Source organism: Sporosarcina sp. ACRSM, from assembly GCF_022346545.1.
Lineage (GTDB): Bacteria > Bacillota > Bacilli > Bacillales_A > Planococcaceae > Sporosarcina.
Window position 1 is genome coordinate 69687 of sequence record NZ_JAKRNU010000001.1, and the last position, 14535, is coordinate 84221.

The following is a 14535-nucleotide window of genomic DNA, read 5'->3' on the forward strand; positions in this document are numbered from 1 at the left end:
GAAAACAAAGCTAGCCCTTACATTCGAAGAAAAAATCCGAATGTAAGGGCTATTTGTGATGAGCATCATATAGGTCTGTTTTTTTATAATCCAGGCTTACTAAGAAAAGGTTTCTATCATCTACTTATCAAACCGACTCAAACTATATTGCTGCAAATCGATTGAAGTGTCACCGTGTAATAACAATTCAGCCATAAGCGTTCCGATGATTGGTGATAAAGTTATTCCACTATGCATTACCGAAATATAAGCGTTCTCAACATTTGGAATTTCACCTATAATCGGAAGTTCGTCTTCTGGAATTACCCTAATCCCCGAAAAAGCTCGAACTATGTTCGCATTCGCTAATGATGGGATATAGTCAATTGCCATTTGGGCTGTATTTTGAATTATATCTAATGTAGTTCGTCGGTCATAGCCAACCTCTTCTAATGAATAGCCTATAAGCACCTCACCGTTGTCAGCTTGACGCATACCCGCGATTGTATGTTTAATTAAATTTGTAAGAGGTTCTGTAATTAAGATTTGGCCGCGCACTTGTTTTACTGGTACCTTAATATCAATCAGCGAAGCCAATTCTTTCATCCAAGGACCACCAGCAAATATTATTTTTTTTGCAGTATATTTCCCTCCTTTTTCTGTTTCAATTTCAAATAGACCGTTCTTTTTAAGTATTGAAGTAACTGAGGTATAAAACGAAAATTCAACATTGTTTTTTTTCGCTGCTCGTATAAAAAGCTCCACTAATCGGAAAGGATTTACATTACCATCAATTGGACTATATGTGGCTCCAACTATGTTTGGTGATAGAGCAGGTTCCCGTGACAGGACTTCTTCCTGACTCAACACTTCTATTGGTATTCCTACCGTTGCTTGTTTTTCTGCAAGCATTAATGCTTTTTCTCTTTCTGATTCGCTAAAGAAAGGGGATATTCCCCCGGTACGCTTATACTCAACATCCCCTATCTTCTTTTCCAAAATAGGATACAGCTCAGCACTAAACATACTTAACTCTCCATACGAAGCTGGCGCCTTACTATGCACCCATACCCACGCTTGGGTAGAACCCGATGTTCCAGATAGCGGAAATCCTTTATCTATCACTAATACCTCTTCTTGTTGACTTTCTGATAAGTGATAGGCGATGCTACTCCCAATGACTCCACTACCAATAATGACAATATCATATCGCTTAGACACTGGTTTGCTCACCTTCTTCCAACGTAGCCTTCTCCTCTATACATAGATCAATGTTTTTAGTTAATGCACTTAGTCTTGTCACTTTCAATGGCATTCTCATTTTTGAAGGGGCTATTTCACCAAGAGGCTTATTCAGTTTTTCACTGATTATTTTTCTAACTAAATTCATGCAAATTTTTGATTGGCAAGTTCCCATCCCACATCGGGTAAGTCTTTTAATATCGTCGAACTCTTGTGCACCATTTTTAATTGCTATTTCTATTTCATCTATGTTTATTTCTTCACATCTACAAACAATTGTTGACTTCTCCATTTAGCATTCCTCCAATAACAATTCAACAAATGGTGGTAAAGCTAAACTTTCATCTTTATAAGTTTCCTTAATTGCAGCAATCCTAGCTTTAAAAACCTGACTTTCTTCGATTCGATACAGCTGTTCCCACAAAGCTCGGGATCTGTTTTTGAATTGTGAATATTCCAGTAATTCCAACGAGTATAATGCATTCCATGCTGCAATTTCCCCAGTTATTAAAATCCCGCCAATATTGGTAATTCCGGCAGCATTTCCTGCTACATAGACGGAGGTGTTCGTTGTCTCCAAAGAATTATAATACTTTGGGAAAAGGCCGCCCAAGTCTTCTTGATATGCTAATTGGCAACTAAGTATTTCAAATGCTTCCAATATTGGGCTTAACCTATTTCCTATACAAACTAAATCAACCATATGTTCTTCTTCGATTCCATCTATATTTAGTACAACTTTTTCTACTTCATTAACACCTGTTGCACTAATAATAGTGGCATTAGAAACTACACGTATCCCAACATTTTTAGCTTCGTGGAACAACTCAACATCGTAATTCCCCTTAGCAACTATAGCCTTAATATTAACACCGCATGATTCGAGTTGTTTACCAACCTCTAATGAAAACTCATTAAATCCAAGAATAATGGCTTCATTCCCCGGAAGAACATGTTCACGATTAAGCAAAATTTGAGCTGCACCAATTGTCATTACTCCCGGTAAAGTCCAACCAGGAAATATCGTCGCTTCCTCAGCTGCTCCAGTTGCGATAATCAGTTTCTTGTAAGTAATCGGGAATGTTTCTTTCCCATTTGTTACGCCTATACTATTATTTTTATAAATCCCAATCATTGTATGTCTAAGCAGAAATGTAATTGGCAATGACTTAAGACGTTCATAAAAATCATCTACCAGGCTGAATCCTCTTTGACTGTTAAATTCTCCAGGTAGGTTATTTAATATTTGTGTTTGTTGTTTTAACTGACCGCCAATAGTGATTGCCTCATCGACAATTATTACATTAGCACCATGTGAAGCCGCAGTATACGCAGCATTTAAACCTGCTGGACCTGACCCGATTATTAATATATCTGTTTTAATTTTGACCACTCCTTACAGTTGGATCAGAGTTATTAGCCTCAATAACCATACCTTCCTCAACTAATGTCATACAGCTTAATACATGATCTAAACCGTTAACTGTAACAAAACAACTCGTACATCTTCCATTTGCGCAAAATAATCCTCTAGGTTTGTGAAACTTCCGGCTAACTCCTAATTTTTTTATTCCATTTGCAAATAACGCTGCAGCTAGAGTCTGCCCCTCTCTGGCTATAAAAGTTTGCCCTTGATAAGTAAATGTAATATCTTTATTAAAATGATTATTCATAATAGGGTGTTCGTTAATATGCATAATAATCACCTTTAGATTAGTATTTTTCAACTTTAACATTGCGCGATTAATAAACTAACTAAACTAAAATTGCACGTTGTGGATTATATGGCGTTAAATCTAAATCGACAGGCTCTTCCTGAATAATTTTTGCAGCCAGCATTCCAACATACGGACCCATTGTTAAGCCTGAAGAACCCAATCCAGTTGCTAATATAAGCCCTTTTACTGAATCTATCGGCCCAATGACTGGTAACGCATCAGGTCCAGTAGGCCTGAATCCTATCCGCACTTCCTCAAGTGAACCTGTTCTTAATCTTGGTGCGATACTAAGCCCTTCAGCAATCACTTCACTAATTCCTGCGACTGTTGTTCTATAGTCAAAACCTGATCCTACTTCTCTTGTGGCTCCCACAACAACACGTGAATCATCAAAAGCTAACATATAATAACTAGATTCGGGTAATATGACAGGCCAATTCGAAGTATCATGACCCATCATTTTCAAATGTACAATTTGTCCCCGTTCTGGTTCTACCTGTAATTTAATTCCCAAGGGCACTAATAGAGACGGCGCCCACGCTCCCGCTGCTATTAGGACAGAATCTGCAAACTTTCTTTCACCGTTTACTGTTACGCCTATAACTTGATTCTCTTCATAAACCAGTCTGGCTTCACCATTAATAATTTCCACACCGCTCTTTACTGAAGCCCGTCTAATAGTATCTACCAGTGATTTCCCCTCTACTCGCATAGCCCCCGATACATAAACGGCCCCTAAACTCTTTTCTAATGGTGGAAAAAATCCCCGTGCTTGTGCAGGATTCAATATTAAAATATCACCAATTTCAGGTGCATTTTTTCTTCTAGTTTTCAAAGTTCCTTCTATTTCATTTAGTTTTTCAGTATGAATACTAACGTACAAAGCCCCTGTTTTTTTATATCCATCCACTTTTTCCCCATCGGCTTCTAATTCCGAAATTAAAGCAGGATAATATTTCGCACCTAACCGTGCTATTTCGTACCAATCATTAGACTGTATTCTATGATTCCATGGACATACAATACCCGCCCCAGCTGAGGATGCTTTACCTTCGTGCGCTTTGTCTATTAGTATTACGTCTCTCCCTTTTTTCGCTAAAGTATAAGCCGCAGTTACACCAACAATTCCACCTCCGATTACGATTACACTCATTCCAACACTCCTGTTCTAGTTAATATGAAATTTATAAGCTATCCTTTTTCTGAATAATTCATTTCCCACTCGAAGCAAACATCTTCCCAACACCTAATATTCTTTCAATAAATATCATTAGAACAATTGTTATGATAATTATTACACTCGAAACAGAAGTAATTATTGGATCATATTGATACTGCATATACGTAAATATTCGAACTGGAAGTGTCACAACATCTGTACTAATAATAAATAATGCAATTGTTAAATCATCAAACGATGTAATAAATGCAAATATTGCACCACCTATTACACCTGATTTAATGACTGGTAAAGTAATTTGAAAAAACACTCTTGAATTGCTTGCGCCTAAATTCATAGCCGCTTGTTCAATGGATTGATTAAATCCAACTAAACTTGCTACTACTAATCTCATGACAAAGGGTACTGAGATGATTACATGGCCGATTATTAAGGCAAATGGGCTAGTTGCCATTCCAATCCAAGAGTAGAATTGCAAAAGAGCGACTGCAAATACTACCGAAGGAATCAATAATGGCGATCCTATTAGTTGAACAATTAATGCTTTTGCAGCGAATTCATGCCGTACAACCGCAAGGGATGCTAATGTTCCTATTACCATGGAAATAAGCGCGGTTCCTAATGCAACTGTCACACTAAGCATTAAAGATTCCATGAACTCTGGATGGTTTATCAGTTCTGTATACCACCTAAGCGTTAATCCCTCTGGCGGGAAAACAATATACTCGGTCTTCGTTAATGAAGAAGATAATATGACAATTATTGGAGCTAGCAAAAATATATAAGTTAAAGTACAGACAAAATTTAAAAGTATTTTCGGCAGGCGCTTTTTCATTATTGGATAGCAACTCCTTTTTCTACCCTATTAAGTATTCTGCTGTAAATGACGATTGTAATAGTTGCAATCAGAACTAATAAGAATCCAATTGCTGCTCCATATGGCCAATTTGCCATAGTAGCAACCTGCTCATATGTTAAATAAGCCATCACTTTTACTTGTGGACCACCAAGAATTGCTGGGGTAACAAACGAACTAACGCCTAAACTAAACACCATAACTGAACCTGCGAAAATCCCTGGCAGCGTTAAAGGGAAAAATACTGAAAAAAATGTTCTGAGAGGGTTTGCGCCTAAGCTTTGCGAGGCTTTAATTACTGACGGATCAATCCTTTCAATAGAACCCATAATACTTAATACCATGTACGGAAATAATACATGTGCCAACCCCAATATGACGCTAAATTCCGAATATAAAAGCGTTAAGGGTTGGCTTATGATTCCTAAATCCATTAAGGTTTTATTAATAACCCCATTATTGGATAAGACAATTACCCATCCATAATTACGGATAACCATACTAATAAGTAATGGTGATAATACAAGTAAAGTTAAGTAATTTTTTAATCTGCCACTAGCTCGTGATATTTGATATGCTACTGGAAAAGAAATAACAATAGTTATAACTGTTGTTACTAATGCTATTTTTATTGTTCTCCAAAGTACTTCCAAGTAAAAAGGATCGGATAGGAATTTTAAATAGTTTTGGAGTGTCCATTGATCACCAACACCCAAACTTGCATCAAAGGTTTTGAAACTCATCACGAGGAGAACGATTAAAGGTAGAACAAAAAAGAAAAGAAAAATACCAAGTGTTGGGAGTAATAGTAACCAAGCATCCAGTCTCTTCCTTTTCCATTTTTTCTTCTGCTGCTCTATTAATAGCTCATGATTTGATTTCACTTGTAAATGCATTTGAAATTGTCACCTTCCTTTTCTAAGTAACAAATCATCTGGATTCAAGTGCACAATTACCGTAGATTCTTCTTGAATTTGGCTAGGATTTAACACCGTATTGGAAATATCTGCAATAAGTTGCTCCCCGTTCACTTTTAAAAAGTATCGAGTCCTTGCGCCAAGGAACATTTTTTTATCAACCTTCATTTCAATTCCTGTATCTTCTTCAGTATTTCTAAAATTAACAATTTGAACTTTTTCAGGTCTAATAAAGAAATTAAGCATAGTATCCTGTGATGAATCACTTGGAATGATAAGCTCCTTGCCGAAGAAAAGAATTTTCGACTTATTATCTTTATAGACTTCTAGTACCTTTCCTTTTACTTGATTAACTTCTCCAATAAACTCTGAAACAAAATCAGTTTTCGGATTATTGTAAATTGCTGAAGGGATATCTACTTGCTCAATTCTTCCATCATACATAACTGCAATTCGATCAGATATGGCTAGTGCTTCCTCTTGGTCATGAGTGACAAATATCGTTGTGATACCAACCTTTTTTTGAATATCCACTATTTCCTCGCGCATTTCTTGACGCAGTTTTGCATCTAGATTACTTAATGGTTCATCTAACAATAGAAGTTTGGGTTTAATTACCAATGCCCTTGCTAGAGAAACGCGTTGTTGTTGTCCTCCTGAAAGCTCTTTTGGATACCTGTTCTCATATCCAGCTAACCGGACCATTTCCAATCCTTCTAGGACCCTTTTGCGAATTTCTTGTTTCTTTACTTTTCTTATCTTCAATCCATATGCAACATTATCAAAAACCGTCATATGAGGGAATAAAGCATAATTTTGAAATACCATCCCCATCTCTCTTTTATGAGGAGGCAGGAGGTGGACAGACTCCCCCGCCACCTCAATCTTCCCCCTGTCAACCTCTAAAAAACCTGCAATCATATTTAGTGTTGTCGACTTTCCGCATCCAGATGGACCAAGGAAAGACATTATTTCACCTTCTTTTATCTCCAAACTCAAGTCTTTTACTACTTCTGTTTTGTTAAAAGATTTCCTGATGTTCTCAAGCTTTAAATAACTACTCATTCCAAAATCCCTCCTTCAGTTAGCAATCTCAATCTCTTTGCTTACCCGTTCAGTCCATTCTGCGCGTTTAGAATTTACAAGGTCCCAATCTATTTTAATAAGTTTATCTATATCTTGGACTTTATCAACTATGCTATCATCCAACTCAACATCTTTATTAACCGGTGCATTTGATAAATGTTCAGCAAATAGTTGTTGAGCTTCTTCTCCTAAAAGGAAATCTACAAACTTTTGTGCCAACTCTTCGTTCGGAGCATTTTTAACTACATTAGCTGTAGCAATTAAAGCTGGAGCACCTTCTTCTGGAATCACATATTCAATAGGGAATCCTGTATCTTGCAGTAAGTAAACTCGACTACTTCCCCAAGCACTTGCAACCGCTTGACCTTGCAAGAAAAAGTTGGAAACATCGGCAGTTGTATCAAATGTAATCGCATTATCAGCAATTTCTTTTAATCTTTCAAATCCAGGTTCAATATTTTCTATACTTCCTCCATTTGAGATAGCACTCATGATCAGTAAATGAACCCCGTAAGTGTTAGCAATTGAAGGTAATACTATCTGTCCTTTAAATTTCGGGTCTGCTAAGTCATTCCAAGACTTAAGCGGTTCCCATCCATTTTTTTCAAACTTCTCTTTGTCATAAGCTAGACCCGTTGAAATGACACCAAACCCAACCCCAAGGTTATCTTCAAATTTTGCAATTTCATAAACGTTATTTAAGTTTTGTACAATGTCTTCATTTAAGGAGGCAATTAGGTCAAAAGATCTTGCCTGTGCTTGAGGGCCGTCATCTAATAAAGCAACATCGATTTGAGGACTATTTTTTTGTGCTTTTAACTTTGCTAACGTATCCGTGGAAGATCCAGTAATATATTTGACGGTGACCCCCTCATTCTCCTTTTCAAATTGAGGAATTAAGACTTCTTTAATTTTTTGTTCATAACTCCCACCATAACCAGCAAGCATAAGTGTTTTATTATCTTTATCACTAGAAGATTTTTTTTCTTCACCATCTGCCGTGCTGCTACATGCAGAAGCAATCACTAGTAATAAACAAAGCAATGTGACAAGGTAATTTTTTCTCTTCATCATATTTTCCTCCTTAAATTTTCACGGATAAAGTATTTAAACAATAATTTGGTAGGATATCCTTTCTAACAACATTTCTAAATTAAAAATAAAGGGATTAATACTACGACCAAATACCAATTTGTAAATATTCTGTAAATTTAAATTAAAATTAAATTGCGATATTCATAACAATTCAACTAAATAATCTTAGTGATTGTACATTAACAAAAAGGGATGTGTGGCTCTTTCTTAATAGTCGCTTTCTCCAACAAGACAACCCTAACTATAAAGTAAATTTTTCGCCAAGACATTATTTCATTACCATCAAACGAATGAAAACGAGCTTCCGATACCTTTTTTAACTGCCCTTTCATATACGACTTGAGCAACTGCAATGTCCAAAGCGCCAGTTCCAATTAATAAGGCAATCGTGATATCATCATTTTTAATTTCAGATATTTTACCGACAACTAAATCTCCCACAGTTCCTTTGATATCGTCTGCGGTAAATTGATTCGTGTCGCTTAATTTTTTCAAAGCTCCTCGATGTAGACATTGCTCAACATGATCAACGATAATATTATCAGCACCTAAGATCAAATCATCTTCAACCTCTTGATATGAGCCTAACGGAAATATTATTGTACCGGGTTGAATCCACTCTTTTTTTATAAACGGTTCCTTCGCCTGCGTAACAGCTACAATGACATTTGCCTGAGCTACCTCTTTAGGGTCCGATACGGCATGAATATCTCCCTCGACATATTCACTCATCTCTTCTTTAAACGCTTCAGCTGCTTCTGGATGAATATCATAAACAAAAAGCTCTTTAATTTTAAAGTTTTCAGCGATAGCCATTGTTTGTGTTCTTCCTTGAGCTCCTGCACCATAAAGCCCTAATGAAATTGACTTTGAATCCTTCTTCAAATATTTAAGGGTAATCGAAGTTTGCGAACCAGTTCTTAAATTTGTAATATGTGCACCATCTAAAACTGCTGTAAAATTACCAATTTCCGGATTAATCAACATAATTAACGAGGTAATAAAAGGTAATCCTCTTTTTTGTCGTTCTCCTAATAGACCGCCTGCCCATTTAATACCCGCAGTATCTAACCAACCTACATATGCCGGCATTGCATTCATAAACCCTTGATATGAAGGAAAAGAAGACTGCTCTCCTAAATCTAAACCTACTTTTGCTGGATTAATAGTCGTCCCTTCTCCAAAACCAATAAAAGTTTGTTCGCATATTTCAACTACATCTTTAATTGTTATCAATTCCTTGATTGATTCTTGTGATAATAAAAATGTTTCTTCCATTCTTCTTCCTCCAATTATCCATATTATTTAATTACTACTAGGTTCAATGTTAAAAATCATTGTATATTTTATATATAGAATATACAAAAATTATAATGTTATAATTTTATAGTATTGAAGAGAACTTTAACTATACTTAAAAGTATTAATTATCTCTTCCAATAACCTTATAATGTAACCTCAATAAAGTAATTAAAATTATCCTTTTTGATAACGAAATAGGAATACTCAACTAATGCATCATTTACATTAAAAGTATACCTTTCTAACACAAAAAGTTGTTGACCTATAGGTATATTTAAAATATCCGCTTCTTTTTCTCCGGCTAAAATTGTTGATATAAAAATTTTAGCTTTTTTTAATTTCAAACCATACTTTTTAGTTAATACATTATAAATTAAATCTTCTTCTAATAATGATTGCTCTAGATTACCAGTACATTTTTGGGGTATATATGTGTATTCAATACTAACCGGAACTTCATTATCAAGCTTTACTCTGTTAATCGAGTAAATCAATTCAGATTCATCAACTTGGAGGGCTTTTCCAATTTTTACTCCCGCTTGCTTTAATTCGAAGCTAATTGTTTTATGTGGATAATCTTCCTCATTGTCATCTGTACTAATTAATGTAACCATTTTATTTATACTTTTCTCTTCTTTCTTATTTACAAATGTCCCCCTTCCTCTTTCTCTATATAACAGCCCCTCATTAACCAGCTCAAGAATACCTCTTTTAACTGTTATCGTACTAACGTCAAAATAAGCAGCTAATTCTTTCTCTGTTGGTAGTTGGTATCCTGGCGGCCATTCCTCAGATAATAATTTTTCTTCTATTACATTTTTGACTTGTTGGTAATATGGAATATTTATGTTTTTATCAATACGCACTGTTCTATCTCCTAGTTTTTATAATATTTTTTAATATGCTAATTTGGAATAGCTTTCTAATGGTTTAATAATACCATACTTAAGTAACTTCCCTCTAAATCACATTAAGTATTCTGAAAACATTAGTTTGTATTCCTACTGTATCCGTTTTTTGGTTAAAACTAGGATTTTTAATATATTTAAGTTAGTCTGGCTTTTTCTCTTGGAATTGCGAATTCAAAGCTTTCATTTATTTCTGATTTAGTTTGCTTACCAGAGGCAACCTCAAGTAAAAACTCATATAATTCTTTCCCAGTTGAATCTATTGTTTTTCCCTCTAGTACTGTTCCGGCATTAAAGTCTAATATGCTCTCTAATCTTTTATACGCCTTAGGGTTTCCAGTTATTTTAATTACCGGCATAACTGCATTACCAATTGGTGTTCCCCTTCCCGTACTAAAAACAGTTACATTTGCACCCGCCATGGCAAAACCAGTTGTTCCAAATTGATCTGGTCCCTGCACTCTTGCGTCAACAATCCATAGCCCTGGATAAGGGACCTGTTCCCCTAGTTTTAGGATTCCTTCTATTCTTGATGAACCCATCTTTTTAATATTTCCCATTGATTTTTCTACAAGAGTTGTAATTCCTCCCGCTTTATTACCTTCAGTTGGGTTAATCTTTTCAATTGTTTGTCCATGATCATTTAAAAAATCATTTCTTAACTCTTCAACCATTTTTAAAACTTCTACGCCTTTTTCATGCGTAATCATTCTTTCAGCAACAATATGTTCACTTCCTGGAAAACCAAAAACCTCTGACATTAATACAGTACCACCATTTTCTATTACCAAATCGGTCATTCTCCCAATAACAGTGTTGCCAGAGATTGCAGTTGTCCAGTCCGATCCACCGCATTGCACACCCACAACTAATCCCGCCAAACTTTCTGTTTCTCTTATAACCTCTGTTGACTCTTTTTGTAATTGCCTTACTAATTCTATTCCTTTTGCTATAGTTTCAGGTGATCCGCCTTCTTGTTGAACTAGTAAACTTTTCACCGGTTTTCCAAATGACTCTATCGCTTCTATTAAATCCTTAGACGAGGTTTGTTCACACCCCAAACCTACGACTATAACGCCGTATACATTCGGATTTTGTCCAGCTCTCATTAACGCTAATACAGTTTGTCTATGATCGTCTTCAAATTCAACACAGCCTTGCTCGTGTGTTATCGGTATCGCGCCAGTATGCAAACCAATTTTTGATACAACCGTATTGACGCAAGAGACTGTTGAAATGACTATTATATAATTACGGATCCCAACTGAATCATTCGCTCTTCTATAGGCTGAAATAGTAGACACTTTACTTCCCCCCTTTCACTAAGAATAATTCTTTATTTTTATTACAAAGTTCCTCAGTAACATCTTCTACATTATGTGTGTGGACATAATCGCCTAATTGAATATCAACCTTTGCTCTTCCTATTGGCACATTATATTTAATAATGAATTCATTTTTCGGTATAAGTTCCAAGGCTACCTTATGGCCAATAGGTATTGTCTCTAATACAGTGAATTCACCATTTTTATGTTTCAGGACATCGCCTTTCTTAAGAGTTTGTGTAGCAACGCCAATATTATCTCTCTCCTCAATTTGAATGACATTCATCTCTCATCACTCCTTAGATTATAAAGTTATAACTTTATAATCTATAATTTTAATAACATTTATAGCTATGCACTGACTTAAAGCTTATAAAACTCATTAACAATGTAACACTTTCAAGTATTCAAACTTTCCAAATAATCACTCTTTAAATATATAATACATATATGACGCCTTGTTGTCTACTAATTTTTTGAATATTTCATAATTTATCATTCAACTATTTGTTTCCTAAAATTATATAAACGTTTTCCCATTTATAGAACAGTATCGCCTTTAAATTTAAACCGTGCAAGTTTTCCTAAAAAGATAGATTAACACCCAACACATTTTTTCGGATAGGTGGTTATTTTATACATGTTTCTTGGATATTTTTGAATCAAGGAAGGCATTGGCTTTCGCTCCGGCCTTACTCACAGAGAAAAGCCAGTTTTTTCGGCCAATCACATTTGGACGAATCACATTTTCTGTTGGATTATTATCAATTTCAATTCGACCATCGAATTGAAAAACTTTTAATTCGTTAGCTCGTTTTAATGTGTATTCAGTAGCTTTGGCTAAGGCACTTTTCCCGAAGAAAGAAGATTCATCCACCCACTTTAGGAATTCCTCCACAATCGGTTTTGAATATTTTCGACGTTTTCCCGGACGAAGCCGTTTGAATTGGCGCTCTAAACGATACAGCTGTTCGCAATAATCCACTCCAACTTGTCCCTGTTTGCTATCGGCATTCAACCAATATCGCCGTACATGCGCCCAACAGTTAGCGAACGTAATAGCAGGTAAATTCCCATAGGCAGAATAGCCATCACAAATGATTGTCCCCTTAAAGTTCATGGTGAAATCCTCTAATACAGATCGACTTCTTGATAGAGAACTTTGAAAAAGAATAATTGCTGGTCCTTGGCATGGTACGCTAAGAGAAACCCACTTATAGGCGTTAGACTGACCTGACTTGCCATCTGATCAATTGATGATTTGGGCATGGGTTTCATCCACCTGTAGAATAAATTTAGCTGTCAATAGCTGTTTTATAAACTTGAAAAAGGCGAAAGGCAATCTTCTGCTGCACGAATGACCCAGTTCGATAAACTTTTATCATTGGTAAGCAGACCATAACGTTCCCATTCCTTTACCTGATGGTAAAGAGGCAGGTACTGAATAAACTTATCATAGATAATCATCGTTGTGCTTTGTTCTTCTGTGTGCTTAGAATCAGTAAAAGACGGGTCGGCATCAAATAACGAACCTTGCCTGTCGGGCGTATTGTATTTGGACTTCTCGCTTTTAGATCCATATAGGAGCTTGCTTAAATTCTGCACTTGGCGAGTGGAATTGTACAAAAAGTAGAGGAATCTGCGGATACGTTAAGCCGGCCGTTGCTTGCTATAGAATGTAATGTTACGGGGACGATGACTAATGGTTTTTGCGGCATGAAAGCACCTCCTATAAATTGATGTATTAATCGTACAAGAGGTGCTTCATGTTTATATGAGTTGTTTGATTACGGGCTTACCATTTGAATGATCGTTATGCCATTTAAGTGCTCTTTTTAGCGGATCACTACAGTTACCATTAGCATCAGATAGATACACATTACAAACAAACAACTAAAAAGGAAAGAGATAAAGATCGATGCTTTTTTGAAAAACGATAACACAATCAATCCTACAAATAAAATGGATAAGAAAAAGAAGTATACTGTATTTAGGTTCACAACAAAGCCAATTGTGCTACCCGAATCGATAACGTCATTGTGAAGTAGACGGAATAAAGGTGACACTGCCTCACTCATTAAATAATTGCCATGAGGTGGTGATTGTTGTGAAAAAATAGCTGTAATCGCAAATATTACAAATAAAATAAAGCCTTCTACACGAATCCAAGGTATGGGATTAAATGTAGCATCTTTGGATAACATATATTTCACAATGAAACCGTTCACTAATGCATAAAAAACAAGCGGCAGTAGGAATAAATGTTTGATTAATAACCCTTGTCCGTATGAAACCAACCACGAATCAATATACCCATCCACCATTACATCCATCAATATCAGACCACTAAGAGCTGTAGCAACTAAACAGCCAATAGCGACCATTGAAAACCAACTTATAAATTCCAGCCAGTTTTTATGATTAAGCGAACACCAGCCAATTATAAGTAAAACTCCAACCCAAATACTGACAGCTGTTAAATGAATAAAGTGGCTGATAATTCCTACCGCTTGATCTATAGAGCTTGCATGGCTTGACCAAGCAACTGTTACTATTAATCCAAATGTTAGCATTGCACCTAAAATCGCGTAAATGCTCTTCTCAGCAGGCCTAGATAACGCAATTAATAGTAATAACACACTGGAACCGAGAAGGGTGAAATCCCAAGCTGTCCCAACCGTATACGTTGTTAAAACAATTTTTAAAGATTCAACTAGACCTAAGCGCGGAGCAATATATAAGGTAATATCAAGCACTGGAATAAATGCGAAAATAGGTAGCGTAATAGCACTCATAAGCAATAAGCGCTTCGAAATTTTTACATCAGGACGATAGTTGCTTGGGACAAGTAGAAGGATAAAACTTCCTAACAAGACCGAAAAACATACATATAAAAGCGTCTGACTAATGATTACTAATATATCCAT

Annotated in this window: 14 protein-coding genes and 1 pseudogene; all 15 read right to left on the reverse strand. The window is 35.9% G+C overall.

Translation table 11 applies throughout. From position 1 onward, the window contains the following. Positions 1-120: 120 nt before the first annotated feature. On the reverse strand, positions 121-1200 hold the full coding sequence (locus MHZ95_RS00305; protein WP_239388303.1) for an NAD(P)/FAD-dependent oxidoreductase: 1080 nt from the start codon (positions 1198-1200) through the stop codon (positions 121-123). Continuing rightward, on the reverse strand, positions 1193-1513 hold the full coding sequence (locus tag MHZ95_RS00310; RefSeq protein WP_239388305.1) for a (2Fe-2S)-binding protein: 321 nt from the start codon (positions 1511-1513) through the stop codon (positions 1193-1195). Before MHZ95_RS00310 ends, MHZ95_RS00305 begins: the two co-directional genes overlap by 8 nt. Next, a complete protein-coding gene (locus MHZ95_RS00315; protein WP_239388307.1) occupies positions 1514-2614 on the reverse strand; it encodes an NAD(P)/FAD-dependent oxidoreductase in 1101 nt (366 codons plus the stop codon). Beyond that, entirely contained in the window at positions 2601-2918 is a 318-nt protein-coding gene (locus MHZ95_RS00320) for a (2Fe-2S)-binding protein (RefSeq protein ID WP_239388309.1), read from the reverse strand. The genes MHZ95_RS00315 and MHZ95_RS00320 overlap by 14 nt, the downstream gene beginning before the upstream one ends. A gap of 58 nt (positions 2919-2976) precedes the next feature. Next, entirely contained in the window at positions 2977-4092 is a 1116-nt protein-coding gene (locus tag MHZ95_RS00325; protein WP_239388311.1) for an NAD(P)/FAD-dependent oxidoreductase, read from the reverse strand. A 58-nt stretch (positions 4093-4150) separates the two neighbouring features. Next, complete coding sequence (locus MHZ95_RS00330) at positions 4151-4954, reverse strand: ABC transporter permease (RefSeq protein ID WP_239388313.1); 804 nt, start codon at positions 4952-4954, stop codon at positions 4151-4153. After that, a complete protein-coding gene (locus MHZ95_RS00335) occupies positions 4954-5871 on the reverse strand; it encodes an ABC transporter permease (RefSeq protein WP_239388315.1) in 918 nt (305 codons plus the stop codon). The genes MHZ95_RS00330 and MHZ95_RS00335 overlap by 1 nt, the downstream gene beginning before the upstream one ends. 9 nt (positions 5872-5880) lie before the next feature. Beyond that, positions 5881-6957 carry an ABC transporter ATP-binding protein gene (locus MHZ95_RS00340; RefSeq protein WP_239388317.1) on the reverse strand — a complete coding sequence of 359 codons (1077 nt, stop codon included), beginning with the start codon at positions 6955-6957 and terminating at the stop codon, positions 5881-5883. A 15-nt stretch (positions 6958-6972) separates the two neighbouring features. Beyond that, entirely contained in the window at positions 6973-8049 is a 1077-nt protein-coding gene (locus tag MHZ95_RS00345; protein WP_239388319.1) for an ABC transporter substrate-binding protein, read from the reverse strand. A 306-nt stretch (positions 8050-8355) separates the two neighbouring features. Beyond that, positions 8356-9351 carry an ornithine cyclodeaminase family protein gene (locus MHZ95_RS00350; RefSeq protein ID WP_239388321.1) on the reverse strand — a complete coding sequence of 332 codons (996 nt, stop codon included), beginning with the start codon at positions 9349-9351 and terminating at the stop codon, positions 8356-8358. A 167-nt stretch (positions 9352-9518) separates the two neighbouring features. Next, positions 9519-10241: a GntR family transcriptional regulator gene (locus MHZ95_RS00355; protein ID WP_239388323.1), complete on the reverse strand. Its 723-nt coding sequence runs from the start codon at positions 10239-10241 to the stop codon at positions 9519-9521. A 179-nt stretch (positions 10242-10420) separates the two neighbouring features. Then, positions 10421-11587: a UxaA family hydrolase gene (locus MHZ95_RS00360; protein ID WP_239388325.1), complete on the reverse strand. Its 1167-nt coding sequence runs from the start codon at positions 11585-11587 to the stop codon at positions 10421-10423. A gap of 1 nt (position 11588) precedes the next feature. After that, positions 11589-11894 (reverse strand): UxaA family hydrolase, encoded by a 306-nt coding sequence (locus MHZ95_RS00365; RefSeq protein WP_239388327.1) that lies wholly within the window; start codon positions 11892-11894, stop codon positions 11589-11591. Positions 11895-12278: 384 nt separating this feature from the next. Continuing rightward, positions 12279-13222, reverse strand: a pseudogene (gene tnpC, locus MHZ95_RS21045) (IS66 family transposase); the annotation flags it as partial. Between the two features lie 221 nt (positions 13223-13443). Further along, entirely contained in the window at positions 13444-14535 is a 1092-nt protein-coding gene (locus MHZ95_RS00375) for a copper resistance D family protein (RefSeq protein WP_239388329.1), read from the reverse strand.

What these genes read in the sequence shown, in the direction of transcription:
- MHZ95_RS00310 (WP_239388305.1), bottom strand. Translation starts at nt 1,513, where the DNA reads ATGGAGAAGTCAACAATTGTTTGTAGATGTGAAGAAATAAACATAGAT.
- MHZ95_RS00320 (WP_239388309.1), bottom strand. Translation starts at nt 2,918, where the DNA reads ATGCATATTAACGAACACCCTATTATGAATAATCATTTTAATAAAGAT.
- MHZ95_RS00325 (WP_239388311.1), bottom strand. Translation starts at nt 4,092, where the DNA reads ATGAGTGTAATCGTAATCGGAGGTGGAATTGTTGGTGTAACTGCGGCT.
- MHZ95_RS00330 (WP_239388313.1), bottom strand. Translation starts at nt 4,954, where the DNA reads ATGAAAAAGCGCCTGCCGAAAATACTTTTAAATTTTGTCTGTACTTTA.
- MHZ95_RS00335 (WP_239388315.1), bottom strand. Translation starts at nt 5,871, where the DNA reads ATGCATTTACAAGTGAAATCAAATCATGAGCTATTAATAGAGCAGCAG.
- MHZ95_RS00340 (WP_239388317.1), bottom strand. Translation starts at nt 6,957, where the DNA reads ATGAGTAGTTATTTAAAGCTTGAGAACATCAGGAAATCTTTTAACAAA.
- MHZ95_RS00345 (WP_239388319.1), bottom strand. Translation starts at nt 8,049, where the DNA reads ATGAAGAGAAAAAATTACCTTGTCACATTGCTTTGTTTATTACTAGTG.
- MHZ95_RS00350 (WP_239388321.1), bottom strand. Translation starts at nt 9,351, where the DNA reads ATGGAAGAAACATTTTTATTATCACAAGAATCAATCAAGGAATTGATA.
- MHZ95_RS00365 (WP_239388327.1), bottom strand. Translation starts at nt 11,894, where the DNA reads ATGAATGTCATTCAAATTGAGGAGAGAGATAATATTGGCGTTGCTACA.
- MHZ95_RS00375 (WP_239388329.1), bottom strand. Translation starts at nt 14,535, where the DNA reads ATGGATATATTAGTAATCATTAGTCAGACGCTTTTATATGTATGTTTT.